This is a genomic window from Pseudomonas sp. P4_D7 (assembly GCF_056401755.1).
This window is the reverse complement of sequence record NZ_JBFUIR010000007.1, coordinates 124,009-140,463: the sequence shown is the minus strand read 5'-3', so window position 1 is coordinate 140,463 and position 16,455 is coordinate 124,009. Positions and strand designations below refer to the sequence as shown.

The 16,455-nt window shown below is 59.6% G+C and carries 12 protein-coding genes; 6 read left to right on the top strand and 6 right to left on the bottom strand.

Annotated features, from left to right (window positions below; all coding sequences use genetic code 11):
- The first annotated feature begins 94 nt into the window (after window positions 1-94).
- Window positions 95-2,017, top strand: coding sequence for an acetyl-CoA hydrolase/transferase C-terminal domain-containing protein (locus AC1DVF_RS07640; protein ID WP_460130400.1), 1,923 nt, complete (start codon window positions 95-97; stop codon window positions 2,015-2,017).
- Between the two features lie 137 nt (window positions 2,018-2,154).
- Here the strand turns inward: AC1DVF_RS07640 and AC1DVF_RS07635 are convergent, their stop codons facing one another.
- Window positions 2,155-2,727, bottom strand: a complete 573-nt coding sequence (locus AC1DVF_RS07635) for a xanthine phosphoribosyltransferase (RefSeq protein WP_007920398.1) — start codon at window positions 2,725-2,727, stop codon at window positions 2,155-2,157.
- A gap of 59 nt (window positions 2,728-2,786) precedes the next feature.
- Window positions 2,787-4,796 (bottom strand): DNA helicase Rep, encoded by a 2,010-nt coding sequence (gene rep, locus AC1DVF_RS07630; RefSeq protein ID WP_038359196.1) that lies wholly within the window; start codon window positions 4,794-4,796, stop codon window positions 2,787-2,789.
- 262 nt (window positions 4,797-5,058) lie between these two features.
- On the opposite strand from rep, the gene AC1DVF_RS07625 reads away from it, so the two are divergent.
- Window positions 5,059-6,732, top strand: a complete 1,674-nt coding sequence (locus tag AC1DVF_RS07625) for a putative bifunctional diguanylate cyclase/phosphodiesterase (RefSeq protein ID WP_093429679.1) — start codon at window positions 5,059-5,061, stop codon at window positions 6,730-6,732.
- A 108-nt stretch (window positions 6,733-6,840) separates the two neighbouring features.
- On the opposite strand, the gene AC1DVF_RS07620 is transcribed toward AC1DVF_RS07625, so the two are convergent.
- Window positions 6,841-8,235, bottom strand: coding sequence for a NorM family multidrug efflux MATE transporter (locus AC1DVF_RS07620; RefSeq protein WP_093429680.1), 1,395 nt, complete (start codon window positions 8,233-8,235; stop codon window positions 6,841-6,843).
- A 158-nt stretch (window positions 8,236-8,393) separates the two neighbouring features.
- On the opposite strand from AC1DVF_RS07620, the gene AC1DVF_RS07615 reads away from it, so the two are divergent.
- From AC1DVF_RS07615 to AC1DVF_RS07605, 3 genes are all read left to right on the top strand, one after another.
- A complete protein-coding gene (locus AC1DVF_RS07615) occupies window positions 8,394-9,314 on the top strand; it encodes a LysR substrate-binding domain-containing protein (protein ID WP_186620141.1) in 921 nt (306 codons plus the stop codon).
- A gap of 184 nt (window positions 9,315-9,498) precedes the next feature.
- Entirely contained in the window at window positions 9,499-11,475 is a 1,977-nt protein-coding gene (locus AC1DVF_RS07610) for a methyl-accepting chemotaxis protein (RefSeq protein WP_007920409.1), read from the top strand.
- Window positions 11,476-11,694: 219 nt separating this feature from the next.
- Entirely contained in the window at window positions 11,695-12,909 is a 1,215-nt protein-coding gene (locus AC1DVF_RS07605; RefSeq protein WP_477782283.1) for an aldose 1-epimerase family protein, read from the top strand.
- Here the strand turns inward: AC1DVF_RS07605 and AC1DVF_RS07600 are convergent.
- Both AC1DVF_RS07600 and AC1DVF_RS07595 read right to left on the bottom strand, forming a co-directional pair.
- The gene (locus tag AC1DVF_RS07600; protein WP_477782282.1) at window positions 12,906-14,399 is read right to left on the bottom strand and encodes a YifB family Mg chelatase-like AAA ATPase; all 1,494 of its coding nucleotides are present in this window, start codon (window positions 14,397-14,399) and stop codon (window positions 12,906-12,908) included. The two genes, AC1DVF_RS07605 and AC1DVF_RS07600, sit on opposite strands and share 4 nt — an antisense overlap.
- Before the next feature lie 382 nt (window positions 14,400-14,781).
- Window positions 14,782-15,246 (bottom strand): hypothetical protein, encoded by a 465-nt coding sequence (locus AC1DVF_RS07595; RefSeq protein ID WP_095187946.1) that lies wholly within the window; start codon window positions 15,244-15,246, stop codon window positions 14,782-14,784.
- A gap of 252 nt (window positions 15,247-15,498) precedes the next feature.
- Here AC1DVF_RS07595 and AC1DVF_RS07590 point away from each other — a divergent pair, with 252 nt between their 5' ends.
- On the top strand, window positions 15,499-15,768 hold the full coding sequence (locus AC1DVF_RS07590; RefSeq protein ID WP_477782281.1) for a HigA family addiction module antitoxin: 270 nt from the start codon (window positions 15,499-15,501) through the stop codon (window positions 15,766-15,768).
- Here AC1DVF_RS07590 and AC1DVF_RS07585 read toward each other — a convergent pair.
- Entirely contained in the window at window positions 15,763-16,290 is a 528-nt protein-coding gene (locus AC1DVF_RS07585; RefSeq protein ID WP_257356597.1) for a BRO-N domain-containing protein, read from the bottom strand. The two genes, AC1DVF_RS07590 and AC1DVF_RS07585, sit on opposite strands and share 6 nt — an antisense overlap.
- Window positions 16,291-16,455: the final 165 nt, after the last annotated feature.

Here is a 16,455-nt window from a genome sequence, read left to right as displayed (position 1 = left end):
CCGACAATCGTCCAGGACTTTTGGGCTGTCCTTTGCAGCAAACTCAAGGCAAGCTCGGTCTACCCCTATTCACGGAACGGGCAGGAGGCTTCAGATGGTGCAGTTGTGTTCGATCGAACAGGCAGTGGACGACGTGCTGACGCGGTTGCCGGCGCATATCCACATGGGCATGCCGCTGGGGTTGGGCAAGCCCAATCACTTCGTCAACGCGCTGTACCGGCGGATCAAAGGCCTGCCCGAGCGGCAACTGACGATCTACACCGCGCTGTGCCTCGGCCGGCCGAACCTGGGCGATGGTTTGCAGAAGCGCTTTATCGAACCCTTCGTCGAACGCGTCTTCGGTGACTACCCGGAGTTCGATTTCCTTGGCGACCTGCACCGCGACAGCCTGCCCGCCAACATCCGCATCGAGCAGTTTTTCATGCAGCCCGGCAGCCTGCTCAACAGCGCGCCGGCCCAGCAGAATTACGTCAGCAGCAACTACAGCCACGCCGCGCGCGACATCAACGCCGCCGGGCTGAATCTGGTAGCGCAATTGCTCGCCAGTAGCAGCGAACACCCGGATCGTCTGAGCCTGAGCTGCAACCCGGACATCACCCTCGACCTGTTGCCGATGATCGCCAAGCGCCGCCACGCCGGGGAGACCATTTTGCTGGTCGGTCAGGTGCACACCGATCTGCCGTACATGCCCGGTGATGCCGAAGTCGATATCGACACCTTCGACCTGCTGATCGACGCGAAAGACAGCAGCACGCTGTTTTCCACGCCAAACATGCCGGTGGGCTTTCAGGATCATTTCATTGGCTTGCACGCCAGCACGCTGGTGCGCGACGGCGGTACATTGCAGATCGGCATCGGCTCGATGGGCGATGCCTTGACCGCCGCTCTGCTCGCCCGTCAGGCAGATAACGCCGGATACACAGCGTTACTCAATGACATCAACCTCAGCCAGTGGGCGCAATTGATCGACCGCGAAGGCGGCACCGGCCCGTTCGCCAAGGGCCTTTACGGCTGCAGTGAAATGTTCGTCAACGGTCTGCTAGTGCTGGCGGATGCCGGGATCATCCGGCGCAAGGTCTACCCGGATGTGCCAACGCAGGAACGGGCCAACGCCGGCACCCTCGACGAGGCCGCGCAGACTGACGGGATTTCGGTGCACGGCGGCTTCTTCCTTGGTCCGCGCAGTTTCTATGAACGTCTGCGCGAGTTGCCGCAAAACAAACGCCTCGAATTCAACATGACCCGCATCAGCTACATCAACGAGCTGTACGGGCAGGAAGAACTCAAGCGCCTGCAGCGACTTGATGCGCGCTTCATCAACACCGTGTTCACCATGACGTTGTTGGGCGCGGGCGTCGCGGATCAACTGGAAGACGGGCGCGTGCTCAGCGGTGTCGGCGGGCAGTACAACTTCGTCGCGCAGGGCCACGCACTGCACGATGCCCGATCGATTCTGATCCTGCGTAGCTGGCGCGAATCCGGTGGTGACGTCAGTTCCAACATCGTCTGGGAATACGGCCATTGCACGATCCCACGGCATCTGCGCGATATCGTCGTGACCGAGTACGGCATCGCTGATCTGCGCGGCAAGTCCGATGCGGTGGTGATCGAGTCATTGCTGAATATCAGCGATTCCCGCTTCCAGCAGGGCCTGATTGAGCAAGCGCAAAAAGTCGGCAAATTGCCAAAGGATTTTCGCCTTGATCCGCGCTTTGCCGACAACACACCGCAGCGTCTGCAAGCGATCGCCGCCCGGCATCCGAACCTGTTTCCGGAGTATCCGCTGGGTTGTGATTTCACTGCGATCGAACGGGATTTATTGCGGGCGCTGAACTGGCTGAAGAGCAAATTCAAACTCACCGAAATCCTCGAACTCGGCAAGGCGGCCCTCGATGCGCCGGAGGCTTCGCTGTATCCCGAGCATCTTCAACGCATGCAGCTGACAAACCCGGAAGGCCTGAAAGAAGACCTCTTCCAACGCCTGCTGCTCACCGGCCTCAAAGCCACCGCGCAGTAACAAGCGACAAAAAACCTGTGGGAGCGAGCTTGCTCGCGAAAAGCGGTTAGTCAGTCACTGAAGAGGGGACTGATCTGACGCCTTCGCGAGCAAGCTCGCTCCCACAGGTATTGCGGTGAGCTTGCGGCTTTCAGCGGTTATTCGATGAAGGTGACCACGCCATCTTTCAGCGATTTCACCCGAGCCAGCGATTCGACGCGGTAGCCTTGCGAGTCCAGCTCGGCGCGGCCGCCCTGGAACGACTTCTCGATGACGATGCCCAGACCGGCAACGGTCGCGCCGGCTTGCTTGATGATCGAGATCAGCGCTTGCGACGCCTTACCGTTGGCCAGGAAGTCGTCGATGATCAGCACGCGGTCGCTGCTGGTCAGGTGGCGCGGGGAGATGGCCACGGTGCTTTCGGTCTTCTTGGTGAACGAGTAAACGGTCGCCGACAGCAGGTTTTCCGTCAGGGTCAGGGACTGTTGCTTGCGGGCGAAGATCACCGGCACGCCGAGGTTCAGACCGGTCATGATCGCCGGGGCGATGCCCGAGGCTTCGATGGTGACGATCTTGGTGATGCCCGAGTCCTTGAACAGCGAGGCGAATTCGTCGCCGATCAGCTTCATCAGGGCCGGGTCGATCTGGTGGTTCAGGAAGGCGTCGACCTTCAGGACCTGGTCGGAAAGCACAATGCCTTGTTCGCGGATTTTCTGGTGCAATGCTTCCATGAAGCTGTCCTCTTTTGGCGCTTTGTGCGCCGAAGGTCTAGTAAAAAAAGTGGTCAATTCTAGCGCTTTAACATCGCGCGTATATCGGCCAATGCGTTGTTGCCGCGCACGGCTTTGACTTCGGTCGGTGTGTCGTCGTTGCCTTCCCACGCCAGATCGTCCGGCGGCAGCTCATCGAGGAAGCGGCTGGGCGCGCAGTCGATGATCTCGCCGTACTGCTTGCGCTTGGCGGCGAAGGTGAAGGCCAGGGTCTGACGCGCGCGGGTGATGCCCACGTAGGCCAGGCGGCGTTCCTCTTCGATGGTGTCGGCTTCGATGCTGGAGCGGTGCGGGAGGATTTCCTCTTCCATGCCCATGATGAACACGTAAGGGAATTCCAGACCCTTGGACGCGTGCAAAGTCATCATCTGCACGCCTTCGGCGCCGTCTTCCTCTTCCTGCTGACGTTCGAGCATGTCGCGCAGGACTAGTTTGCCGATGGCATCCTCGACGGTCATTTCGCCTTCTTCGTCCTTTTCAAGGGTGTTTTTCAACGCCTCGATCAGGAACCAGACGTTGCTCATCCGGTAATCGGCCGCCTTGTCGCTGGAGCTGTTGGTGCGCAGCCAGTTCTCATAGTCGATGTCCATGACCATGCTGCGCAGCGCCGAGATCGGATCCTCGCCGGCGCATTGCTCACGGACCTTGTCCATGAAGCGTTTGAAGCGCGACAGGCGATCGGTGAAGCGGCTGTCCAGATGCTCGCCGAGACCGATTTCGTCGGTGGCGGCGTACATCGAGATTTTGCGTTCGGTGGCGTAGTTGCCGAGTTTTTCCAGGGTGGTCGAGCCGATTTCCCGGCGCGGCACGTTGATCACCCGCAGGAAGGCGTTGTCGTCATCCGGGTTGACGATCAGGCGGAAGTAGGCCATCAGGTCCTTCACTTCCTGACGTCCGAAGAAGCTGTTGCCGCCGCTCAGGCGGTACGGCACCTGGTGGTGCTGCAGCTTCAGTTCGATCAGCTTGGCCTGGTAGTTGCCGCGATAAAGGATGGCGAAATCGCTGTACGGACGGTCGGTGCGCAAGTGCAGGCTGAGAATTTCCATGGCCACGCGCTCGGCTTCGGCGTCCTCATTGCGGCAGCGGATCACGCGGATCTCGTCGCCGTGGCCCATCTCGCTCCACAGCTGCTTTTCGAATTCGTGCGGGTTGTTCGAGATCAGCACGTTGGCGCAGCGCAGGATGCGGCTGGTGGAGCGGTAGTTCTGCTCGAGCATCACCACTTTCAGGGACGGATAGTCGTCCTTGAGCAGCATCAGGTTTTCCGGCCGCGCACCGCGCCAGGCGTAGATCGACTGGTCGTCGTCGCCGACCACGGTGAACTGGTTGCGCTTGCCGATGAGCATTTTTACCAGCAGGTATTGGCTGGCGTTGGTGTCCTGGTATTCGTCGACCAACAGGTAACGGACCTTGTTCTGCCACTTTTCGAGGATGTCGGCATGTTCTTCGAAGAGTTTTACCGGCAGCAGGATCAGGTCGTCGAAGTCCACCGCGTTGAACGCTTTCAGCGTGCGCTGGTAGTGGGTGTAGACGATGGCGGCGGTCTGCTCCTTGGGATTGCGCGCGTTCTCCAGCGCCTGAGGCGGCAGGATCAGGTCGTTTTTCCAGGCGCCGATCATGTTCTTGATCTCGTCGACGCCGTCGTCCCCCGCGTATTCCTTCTGCATGATGTCGGTCATCAGGGCTTTGACGTCGGTCTCGTCAAAGATCGAGAAACCGGGTTTGTAGCCCAGCCGCACGTGTTCCTTGCGGATGATGTTCAGACCGAGGTTGTGGAACGTGCAGACGGTCAGGCCGCGACCTTCGCCGGCGCGCAGCAGGGTGCCGACCCGCTCTTTCATCTCGCGCGCGGCCTTGTTGGTAAAGGTCATGGCGACGATGTACTGGGCGCGGATGCCGCAGTTCTGGATCAGGTGCGCGATTTTGCGCGTGATCACGCTGGTCTTGCCGGAGCCAGCACCGGCGAGCACCAATAGAGGGCCGCCGACGTAGTTCACGGCTTCTTGCTGCCGGGGATTGAGTCGGGACATACGAAAATTCGGGAGTCGTTGACGAAATGGGCCGGCATTTTAACAGGCTCAGCGATTTGTGCTGCTCTCTCCGACTTGTGACGTACCACGCGATTCAAATTTGCCGGTTTTGTTACTTTCGCGGAGGATGCGCGGTGATTTTGCGGCTAATGTTCTCATTCGTGACACAAAATAACGTTTTGATAACCGTTGTCATTTGGTCATTGAACGGCGCAACGGCATAATGCCCCGCCCACATCATTGCAGAGTCTAGGGAGCTAGCTTGTCTACGCCTGTCGAACCCTTGCGTTTGCTGCTACTGGCCGAAGAGCCAGCGTGGACAGCGTTATTGCGTGAGTGTCTGGCTCCGATGGGGAGCGCGGCGGTGCTGATCAGCGCGCCGAGCTGGGATTCGGTCAGCAGTTTGTTCGAAGACAACCGCCATGCGGTGTTGTTGACCCTTCCGGCATTGCAACCGGCACCGGGCCGTTGCAGCCTGCCGACGGTCTTGCTGCTGGAACATGAACCGGACACCGCGCCGGTTGGCGTCAGTGACTGGCTGGTGTTCGACGCCCTCGACGCCGGCATGCTGCGCCGCTGCCTGCGCCATGTGCGCGAACGCGGCGTTCTCGAAAACACCCTGCAACGCCTCGCCGAGCAGGATCCGCTGACCGGCATCGCCAACCGTCAGGGTTTCCAGACCTTGCTTGCTGCGCGCCTCGCGGAAAACGACGGTCGCGGCCTGGCCCTCGGGCATCTCGATCTCGACAACTTCCGCCACGCCAACGATGCGCTTGGCCATCAGGCGGGCGATCGCTTGATCCTGCAAGTGGTCGCACGGCTGAAAAGTCAGCTCGAAGCCGGTGATCAATTGGCGCGTCTGGGCAGCGATGAGTTTGCCCTGCTGATCGACACCCGCCGTGCACCGCAGCGCGCCGAGTGGATGGCCGAACGCATCACCGAAGCGCTCGCCGAACCGTATTGGGTCGATGGCGAAAGCCTGCTGATCGGCTCCAGTCTCGGCATCGCCCACGCCCGTGCGCAGGGCGGCGCTGATCCGCTGATGTGGCACGCCCACATCGCCATGCAGCAGGCCAAGAGCACCCAGGGCTGCACCTTCCATATCTTCAACGAACGGATCAACCGCAATGCGCGGAGCATGGCCGACCTCGAAAGCGAGCTACGCCGAGCGTTGCGTCGCGATGAGCTGGAATTGCATTACCAGCCACGCCTGAATCTTGAGGATGGCCAGATTGTCGGCCTCGAAGCGTTGGTGCGCTGGCGTCATGGCGAGCGCGGTTTGCTGCCGCCGAGTGAATTTGTCCCTTTGGCCGAGCAGAGCGGTTTGATTGTGCCGCTGGGTTACTGGGTGATTTCCCGGGCCTTGCGTGACATGCAGGCGTTGCGCGAGCGCGGACTGCCGGCGCTGCACATGGCGATCAACCTGTCGTTCCGCCAGTTTCAAGACAGTCAGTTGTTGCCGACGCTGAGCCGGTTGATTGCCGAGCGTGGCGTTGAGGCCCAGTGGCTGGAATTCGAACTGACTGAAACCGCCGTGATGCGCCGTAGCGATCTGGTCAAGCAGACCATGGACGCTCTCGGCCGTCTCGGTGTGCGCTTCTCGCTGGATGACTTTGGCACCGGGTTCTCGTCGTTCGTGCACCTCAACAGCCTGCCGATCACCTTGTTGAAGATCGACAAAAGCTTTGTCGGCGGCATGGAGCAGCGCGAAGAGAATCGCAAACTGGTGCACGCGATGATCAATCTCGCGCACAACCTGCATCTGGAAGTGGTGGCGGAGGGGGTGGAAACCCCTGAACAGCTAGAACTGTTGCGCGGGTTTGGTTGCGATCAGGTGCAGGGTTATCTGATCAGCCGGCCGTTGCCGTTGGCGGAGTTGGTTGAATATCTAACCTTCGGCTCAAGCCAACAGTCAGCCCTCGAAATCGTGAGCTGAACGCATAACCCTGTGGGAGCGAGCTTGCTCGCGAAGGCTGCGACACATTCAATACACATGTGTCAGGTACACCGCTTTCGCGAGCAAGCTCGCTCCCACAGGGGAACTTCATTCAGGTTGAGGGATGTTGAAGCCCCGAGATTGCGGCTCCAGCCGAATCATCCGCTTCATCTTCCATTCAAACGCCAGCGTCAAACTCACCGCCGCACACGCCAGGCCCAGCGCCAATCCCCACCAGACACCCGTCGGCCCCCAGTTCAAATGGAACGCCATCCACCATGCCGCCGGTGCGCCAATCAGCCAATAGCAAGCGAGCCCGACCAGAAACGTGGTCTTTGCATCCTTGAGGCCACGAATGCAGCCCATGGCAATCGTCTGCGTGCCGTCGAACAGCTCGAACCACGCCGCCACTGCCAGCAGGCTCACCGCTAGGCGAATCACCTCGGCAAACGCCGGATCATTGTGATCGAGGAACAACCCGACCAACTGGTTCGGCAACAGCCAGAACACCATGGCGAAACCCAGCATCACCACGGCGCCGAAGACGATCCCGACCCGTCCGGACATCCGCGCATCACTCAGTTGCCCGGCGCCGTAATGCTGGCCGACGCGCATGGTGATCGCGTACGACATCCCCGCCGGCACCATGAACGCCACCGAGACAATTTGCAGGGCAATCTGGTGCGCGCCCAATTGCGTGCTGCCCATGGTGCCCATGCACAGCGCCGCGAAGGCGAACAAACCGACTTCCACCGCGTAGGTGCCGCCGATTGGCAGGCCGAGGCGCCACAGCTCTTTCAGGTACTGTCGGTTGGGTCGCGACAAGCCTTCGCGCAATGGATAAGCGTCATAGGCCGGATGCCGGCGAATATGCCAGGCCAGCGCCAACGCCATGCAATTGGCGACAATCGCTGTGACCAGGCCGATGCCCGTCAGGCCCATTTTCGGCAGACCGAACATGCCGGTGATCAGCGCGTAATTGAGCAGGAAATTCGCCACCGTGCCGGCCAGGCTGATGACCATCACCGGTGTCGCCCGGCCGATTGCACTGGTGAAACCGCGCAGGGCCATGAAACTGAGGTAGCCGGGCAGGGCGAAGGGCAGGGCAATCAGGAATTGCCCGGCCGCGTTGACGTTGGTTTCGGTCTGGCCGAACAGCAGCAACACCGGTTTCAGGTTCCACAGCAGCAACCCGGCGCCCAGCGCCATCAGCCACGCCAGCCACAACCCGGCCTGGGTCAGACGCGCAGCGCCAATGATGTCGCCGGCGCCCTTGCGAATCGCCACCAATGTGCCGACCGCTGCAATCACGCCGATGCAGAAAATCGACACGAACGAGTAAGTCGCCGCACCGAGACCGCCGCCCGCGAGCGCTTCAGGACTCAGGCGCGCCATCATCAACGTGTCAGTCAGCACCATCAACATGTGCGCCAACTGTGAAGCAATCAACGGCCCTGCCAGCCGCAGAATGGCCCAGAGTTCGGTACGCACAGGATGCTGCATGGTCATCACCACTCAATTTCAGAGGGAACAGGAGACCGTCGATTCTCGGCGCTTGGCGGGCTTTGCACAAAGGGATAAAAAGGATGGGTGGCATGATTAAAACTCATCCTAGGTAAACGGTTTAAGATTGGCTTTATCCCGCTATCGGAGCTTTCTGCATGTCTCGTCGTCTTCCTCCCTTGTATGCCCTGCGCGCATTTGAAGCGGCGGCGCGACATAGTTCGTTCACCCGGGCTGCCGAGGAATTGTCGATCACCCAGAGTGCGGTAAGTCGGCATATTCGGACCCTCGAAGATCACTTCGCCTGTCGGCTGTTTCATCGCAGCGGGCGCAATCTGCAACTGACCGAAGCGGCGCGGTTGCTGCTGCCCGGGATCCGCGAAGGCTTCAGTGCGCTGGAGCGGGCCTGCAATACCTTGCGTGCCGAGGACGACATTTTGCGCATGAAAGCGCCCTCGACCCTGACCATGCGCTGGTTGCTCGCGCGCCTGAGTCGCTTCCGCCATTTGCAGCCTGGCAACGAAGTGCAACTGACCAGTGCGTGGATGGACGTCGATTCGGTGGATTTCAACGATGAGCCTTTCGACTGCGCTGTTTTGTTGAGTGACGGGCATTTTCCGCCGGATTGGGAGGCGAGTTTATTGTTTCCCGAAGAGCTGATTCCGGTGGGGGCGCCGAACCTGCTGAATGATCAGCCGTGGGATCTGGCTCGACTGGCTTGCACCGAATTACTTCACCCGACACCGGACCGTCGCGATTGGCGCAGTTGGCTGGAACACATGGGGCTGTCCGATCAGGTGTCACTCAAGGGTGGGCAAGTGTTCGATACCCTCGAATTGGGCATGATCGCGGCGGCGCGCGGGTACGGTGTGTCGATGGGCGACCTGTTAATGGTCGCCGAAGATGTGGCGCAGGGAAGGCTGAGCCTGCCGTGGCCAACCGCGGTCGCCAGCGGCTTGAATTACTACCTTGTGTGGCCAAAGACCCGCCCGGGAGGTGAACGTTTGCGCCGTCTCAGCGACTTTCTGCAAAGCGAAGTCCGCGCCATGGAGTTGCCGGCGGTCGTGCGCTTGAGCTGAAACGTTAGAGCCGCCACAATGCCGGCCTTGTGCCATAACCTTGTTTTCCGCTCAAGTATTTGGATCCACCGCCGAATACGTGCTTGTGGAACCGTCGTGCCGGTATCCACGATTCACCCCCACAACCAGAAAAATTTCCGAGTCGAGATCAAGGAGGATCCCGTGGCTCGGCCAGGAGCTGTCCATGTCTCAACCTCGCGCTCGGATCGCCTCGCAGCTGGGCCTCGCGCTCGCTGTAATACTGGCGATAGTTATCAGTGGCAGTACGGTGTTCGCCTTGCGTTCGCTGGACTCCGCCAACCTCGCCACTCGTGAAGAGCATCTGGCCAGTGAGGCGCGGCTGCTGGCCGACCAACTGAGCACCTTCCACGGCACGCTGCGTGAAAGCACCCAGCGCCTGAGCGGGCTGTTCGAGAAGCGCTTTAGCGCAGGTCTGAGCATTCACCCGAGTGAGCCGGTGAATGTTGCCGGCACCCAGACCCCGGGTCTGCATCTGGGCAGCGAAGTGCTGAACAACAACTTCAAGGAAGTCGACGAGTTCAAGCAGATGACCGCCGGCGTCGCCACACTGTTCGTGCGCAGCGGCGAAGACTTCATCCGCGTCAGCACTTCGCTGACCAAACAGGATGGCACCCGTGCCATCGGCACCTTGCTCGATCACGCGCACCCGGCCTACGCGAAGTTGATGGCGGGGCAGGGTTACGTCGGTCGCGCCTTGCTGTTCGATCGCTCCTACATGACCCAATACACCCCGGTGCGCGATGGCAGCGGCAAGGTGATTGCGGTGCTGTTCGTCGGCTTCGATTACACCGACGCGCAGAACATCCAGTTCGATAACCTCAAGCGCTTCCGCATTGGCCAGAGCGGTTCGCTGGCGTTGCTCGACGAGCAAAACAAATGGCTGGTCGCGCCGGCGGGGGTGCAGGCGCTGGATCAAGCCGTTCCGGTGATCAAAGGTTTGGCTGCAAAGCCGGGCAAGGGTGAGTTCTGGAGCGACACCTCGGAAGATTTCTACAGCATTGCCGTGCCGTTCGATGGCGGACCATGGTCGGTCGTGGCGAGCATGCCGAAAGCCGAGATCCGCGCGGTGACCTGGAGCGTGGGTACGCAACTGGCCATTGGCAGTCTGTTGGCGATGCTGCTGGCGGTCGGATCTGTGGTCTGGCTGCTGCGCAGCAAACTGGCGCCTCTGGGGGATCTGGTGCGTCAGGCCGAGGCCTTGGGCGCCGGTGATCTGAGCGTTCGCCTGAACGTATCGAGCAACGATGAAATCGGTCAGTTGTCGCGCGCGTTCAACCAGATGAGCCAGGCGCTGTCGACCATGGTCGAGCACATCCGCCGCTCTTCGGAAGAGGTCAATAGCCGTGCCCAGGCCCTGTCCGGTTTGTCCGGTGGTGCGTATGAAGGCATGGAGCAACAATCTGGCGAAATCACCAGCATGGCCGGCGCGGTGGAAGAGTTCAGTGCGACCTCGCTGAACATCGCCGACAACATGGGCGCGACCCAGCGTCTGGCGCAGGAAAATGCCCAGCAAACGCAGATTGGCCGCAGCTCGATGGAAGAAGCGTCGTCCTCGCTGGAGCAAATCGCTGGCGCCCTGAATAGCACTGCGACGGTGATCAACACCCTTGGCCAGCGCTCGCAGGAGATCGGCGGCATCGTGGGTGTGATTACTTCGATTGCCGAACAGACTAACTTGCTGGCGCTCAACGCCGCGATTGAAGCGGCACGTGCCGGTGAACAAGGTCGCGGCTTCGCCGTGGTAGCCGATGAAGTGCGCAGCCTGGCCTCGCGTACTCGTCAGGCGACGGATGAAATTTCCAGCATGATCCACAGCATCCAGCAGGAAACCGGTAACGCGATCAGCACCATGGAGCAGGGCAATGTGCTGATGCAGGAAGGTTTGTCGCGCAACGCCAACGTGGCGTCGGCGCTGGCGCGAATCGATGAACAGAGCCGTTCGGCGGGACAGCAGTTTGCGGCGATTACCACGGCCACTCAGGAGCAGAGCAGCACCGCGACGTTGTTGAGCAGCAATTTGCAGAGCATTGCGCTGGCCAACAGTGAGCAGCGTGAGGTTGTGTCGAACCTGGCGGTGACGGCTAAAGAGCTGGAGAAACTGGCGGCGGATTTGCGTTCCGAGGTTGATCGCTTCCGTTGATACAGCCTTGATATAGCTTTCGCGAGCAAGCTCGCTCCCACATTTTCCGGGGTAGCTCACAAATTGTGTGAACACCCGAAAACCTTGTGGGAGCGAGCTTGCTCGCGAATGCATCCATGCCAATTCTTGATAAATCACACGATCGCAAGCTCCGCTACACTTGCTGAAACGTTTCCGCAGCGCTATAAAAATGGCACAACTCCAATAAAGGCTGCTGCCATGACCCCGCTCAAACTCGCCGTCGCCCTCGGCGCATTCTCTGCTGCTTCCCACGCCATGGCTTGGGATTACGTCCTTCTCGATACCAACAAGCCCGCGCAAAACTGGACCATCACCAGTGAGCAGCTCGGCGTGAAAACCGCCAAACCCTTCTCCGTGAGCCTGCGTACCTTGCACGGTGGGCGGCAAGAAGGCGTCAGCATCGTCGATATCGATAACGGCGCGATGAAACTCTCGGTGGTGCCCACCCGAGGCATGAACGTCTTGCAGGCTTCTGTCGGCAACGTGCGGATGGGTTGGGATTCGCCGGTCAAGGACGTGGTTAACCCGGCCTTTATCGAGCTCAACGGGCGTGGTGGCCTGGGTTGGCTGGAGGGCTTCAATGAACTGGTCGCCCGCTGCGGTTATGAGTGGGTCGGCCATCCCGGCATCGACAATGGCGAACTGCTGACCTTGCACGGCCGCGCCGCCAACATCCCGGCCAGCACCGTCACCCTGCACATTGACGAAAAACCGCCCTATGCCATCAGTCTGCGCGGCGAGCTGAAAGAGCAAGCCTTCAAGAAAGTCGATTTCTCGGTGGTCACGGAACTGGTCACCGAACCTGGCAGCGTGCGCTTTGCACTCAACGATACGCTGACCAACAACGGCGACTATCCAAAGGAATACCAGGCGCTGTACCACAGCAATTTCAGCACGCCGTTCCTCGAGCAAGGCGCGCGTTTTGCTGCGCCGGTAAAACAGGTCTCGCCGTTCAACGACAAGGCCAAGGGTGATCTTGCGGACTGGCAGACCTATCGCGCGCCGACCAAGGACTACGACGAAACCGTCTACAACGTCGTGCCTTACGCCGACGCCAAAGGCGAAACCCTGACTGTTCTGCATAACAAGGCGGGCAGCCTCGGTGTTTCTGTTGGCTTCAATACCCAGCAGTTGCCGGTGTTCTCCCTGTGGAAAAACACTGACACTCAAGGCCAGGGCTATGTCACCGGGCTGGAGCCGGGCACCAGTTTTTCCTACAACCGCCGCTATCAGCGTCCACTGAATCTGGTGCCGACCATCGCGCCCAAAGAACAAAAACAGTTCCAGATCAGCTACGGCCTGCTCGCGGACAAAGGTGCTGTGGATAACGCCTTGAAGCGCGTGACCGAGATTCAGGCCGGGCGCGAAACTGAAGTGCGGCAGACGCCGCTGGTGGATCTGACCGAGCATTAAGGTGTCGCCGGCCGGTATTGCAGCGCCTCGGCCAAGTGTTCGCGTTTGATTGCATCGACTTGCTCAAGGTCGGCCAGTGTCCGGGCGACTTTGAGTAGGCGATGCGCTGAGCGTAGCGATAGCGTCAGCCGTTCACAGGCTGATTCCAGCCACTTCTCATCGGCTGTGGATAACTTGCAGTGCCGCTTCAATCCCGGCAGATCGAGAAACGCATTGGCACAGCCCTGACGCTTCTGCTGTCGTTCGCGAGCCTCGGCCACCAACGCCGCAGCGCTGGCGCTGTCTTCTCCCGGCTTTACCTGCGGGTTCAACGCCGTCGCTTCCCGCGCCACCGTCAGGTGCAGATCAATCCGATCGAGCAACGGCCCCGATAGCTTGTTGCGATAGCGCTGCACCATGTCCGGTGTACACGAGCACTTGCCGCTAGGCTCGCCAAGATATCCACAGGGACACGGGTTCATTGCCGCCACCAACTGGAAGCGTGCCGGAAAACGTACGCGATCCTTGGCTCGGGAAATCACGATATGACCCGACTCCAAAGGCTCGCGTAAAACCTCCAACACCTTGCGATCAAATTCCGGCAACTCATCGAGAAACAGCACGCCATGGTGGGCGAGGGTAATCTCGCCGGGTTGCGGTTTCGAGCTGCCACCCACCAGTGCCGGCCCGGAGGCCGAATGGTGCGGTTGACGAAAGGGACGCTGCGGCCAATGGGTTAGCGGTGCACCACTGGCGACTGACTGAATCGCCGCGACCTCCAAAGCTTCACTCTCGGCAAGCGGCGGCAACAGCCCCGGCAGGCGACTCGCCAACAATGTCTTACCCGTCCCCGGCGGCCCGCTGAACAGCAAGTTATGGGCACCAGCAGCAGCAATCAGCAACGCTCGTTTCGCTGCCACTTGCCCCTGTACTTCATTCAAGTCGGGATAAGGCTTGCTGGCATGCATCAGCCCGTCGGAGACATAAGGTTCAACCGGCGTATGCCCATTGAAATGCGCCACCGCCTCCAGTAAATGATCCACCGCAAACACTTTCAACCCCGAAGCCAGACACGCCTCCTCGGCATTCGCCCGCGGCACCACCAGCGCACGACCCGCCTTGCGCGCCGCCAACGCTGCCGGCAACACCCCGCGCACCGCTCGTACGGCGCCGGACAACGCCAACTCGCCAAGACATTCCACATCATCCAGCGTCAGACACGGTACCTGCACACTCGCCGACAGAATCCCCAGAGCAATTGCCAGATCAAACCGCCCGCCATCCTTGGGCAGATCCGCCGGCGCCAGATTCAAGGTGATCCGCCGCGCCGGAAACTGCAGCCCGGAATTGATGATCGCGCTGCGCACCCGATCCTTGCTCTCCTTCACCGCCGCCTCGGGCAGGCCGACCATGGTCAGCGACGGCAGACCGTTGGCCAGATGGACTTCGACGGTGACAGCGGGGGCTTCCACGCCTATCTGGGCGCGGCTGTGGACGATGGAGAGGGACATGGTCGTTCCTTGAGCTGAATCGGGGAGCCGCTTCCTGCGGGTTTTTTAAGGGTAGTTGAGCCGGGTTTCAGTGCTGAAATAGAGGTTTACAAGACGTATCAAAACCCAATGGCGCGGCACTGCTTCCCTGAATTGGAGCGTTGACTCTCGACCGGCATTGACGGATCATCCCGTCCGAGGACTGCAACTGCGCATTCGTCGGGACTGGGCACCAGCAAAAGCTCCCCCGCATTTTTGGCAGCAGAGAAAGCTGGTTTCTCTGAAGTAGTGACGACGGGCGAGCCTGTCGGATTCTGAACCCAAGGCTGTAAAGCCAGGAGCTAAAGAATCGCTGCGACTACTCCTCAAAAAATACTTAAAAGGCGTCCATTGGACGCCTTTTTTATTTCTGATTGGATGATGCTCGTGGTATCTGCCCCACCAACGTGCCATGCGCGCGCTTTTGCGGGTACCAAGTCACCACGAAGTAACCAAATCCTGTGGCGCGCTCGTGTCGCGGTTCAAGAATCAGTGTTCCCATAGATGTCTTCAGTACCGCGACCCTGTTTCCACATCGCTGTTCTTTGAACTCGCAATAGATTTGCGCTCCCGGGACGATCATTTTCGCAACAATCGCTGCTACCCCATCGACAGTCTGGCAACCATGTTTGAGCAAGTCGGCTCTATGGGCTTCCCATACGTGTACTACGCCAAAACCGCTATTCGCTCGGCGGTGAATACCTACTCGCAAATAAATTTTCCCGCCTGGCAAGCCGAACTTTGGCATATCGGGGATCGTGCCGAAGATGTAACCGCCATCTGGATGCTGAACCAGCGTGTTTTCTTTGAGTTTGAGCAAGTCAGACAAGAGGGATCCAGAACCAGAGTGTCTGGCGATCAATGTGATTCGTCTGCAATTCGACTTGTTGGATCGACCAGCGCAGGCGAAAGCCACCAGCGTAATCACAGCGAACAACTCACGGAATCAGGCGCAGACGCTGATTTTTGTAGGGCCGTGCCCTAATAGTTGTAGGACGCCGGCGAAAGGGTTTCGACGATCTTGTATCGCGGAGTCGGATGCTCCAGTTTGGCCGCTCAATGCAGCCTCTGGAGCCGAGAAATGAACCGCAATGGTATGCGCCCGATTCATCCGGGCGAGGTTCTGAATAAGGAATTCATGGAGCCGTTGGGCATGACTATCATGGATCTGGCCATGCCCACGAACTGGCCCGCAAGTGAGATCGAAAAGCTTGTGAAATGCCAGTTGAGGATCTGCGCCGACCTAGCAATCAGCCTTGCCACTCATCTCAACACTACGCATGAGTTCTGGATGAATCTCCAATCGACTTACGATTTGCGCAGGGCCCAGCTCAGGCATGCGGGCTTATAGCGACTGCAGCATCCGCGAAGCTCTTTTCCACCATGGCCCCGTCATTGGGCGCTTGGTCTGTTCCCGTTCCACCATCATCAACGGCACATCCTGCAACCGTATCCACGGCTGATTATTCCAATGCAACAAACTCAACGTCATGTCCGGCCAACTGAGCAGGCTCAGGTGTGGACGTTCGCTTGTGCAGGGATGTTGGGCGTCGCGCAGGGTGGGGATGACCTGGTGGGTGAGCCATTCGCGTAGCGCTCGGTATTCGGGGCAGTAGTGGTAGACGAGGAGGGCGTAGATGCCGGATTCGCTGATCAGCAGGGTGTTTTCGATTTGATTGTGGATGAGGGTTTTACGGGTTTGGTATTGGTCGGGGTCGAGTTTTCGCAGCATGCGTTCGTTGAGGTAGATGTGCAGCAGGCGACTCAGGTCTCGGGCGCAGAACCAGGGTTGGTTCTGGATGAGAAGGGCGTGGAGGGGGAGTTTGTGGCGGGTGAAGATGTGCGGGCTTAGATAAGTCTCTTCTTGATTCATGGAGCAGTTCCTCTTGCTTAAGGGGCTGCCCTCAATCGTCGCCAAACGATTGGGTGGCAGTTGTACGCGGGTTGGCGAACCGGAGCAAAAGGAACCCGGCAGACCCGAAGGTCTCCCACGCACAACCGCCATGAAACGATGTGGCGGTAAATGTAGCCGCCATCA

Excerpts from the sequence above, each read along its gene's own strand:
- AC1DVF_RS07640 (WP_460130400.1), top strand. The coding sequence starts at position 95 with ATGGTGCAGTTGTGTTCGATCGAACAGGCAGTGGACGACGTGCTGACG.
- AC1DVF_RS07635 (WP_007920398.1), bottom strand. The coding sequence starts at position 2,727 with ATGGAAGCATTGCACCAGAAAATCCGCGAACAAGGCATTGTGCTTTCC.
- rep (WP_038359196.1), bottom strand. The coding sequence starts at position 4,796 with ATGTCCCGACTCAATCCCCGGCAGCAAGAAGCCGTGAACTACGTCGGC.
- AC1DVF_RS07620 (WP_093429680.1), bottom strand. The coding sequence starts at position 8,235 with ATGCAGCATCCTGTGCGTACCGAACTCTGGGCCATTCTGCGGCTGGCA.
- AC1DVF_RS07615 (WP_186620141.1), top strand. The coding sequence starts at position 8,394 with ATGTCTCGTCGTCTTCCTCCCTTGTATGCCCTGCGCGCATTTGAAGCG.
- AC1DVF_RS07610 (WP_007920409.1), top strand. The coding sequence starts at position 9,499 with ATGTCTCAACCTCGCGCTCGGATCGCCTCGCAGCTGGGCCTCGCGCTC.
- AC1DVF_RS07605 (WP_477782283.1), top strand. The coding sequence starts at position 11,695 with ATGACCCCGCTCAAACTCGCCGTCGCCCTCGGCGCATTCTCTGCTGCT.
- AC1DVF_RS07600 (WP_477782282.1), bottom strand. The coding sequence starts at position 14,399 with ATGTCCCTCTCCATCGTCCACAGCCGCGCCCAGATAGGCGTGGAAGCC.
- AC1DVF_RS07590 (WP_477782281.1), top strand. The coding sequence starts at position 15,499 with ATGAACCGCAATGGTATGCGCCCGATTCATCCGGGCGAGGTTCTGAAT.
- AC1DVF_RS07585 (WP_257356597.1), bottom strand. The coding sequence starts at position 16,290 with ATGAATCAAGAAGAGACTTATCTAAGCCCGCACATCTTCACCCGCCAC.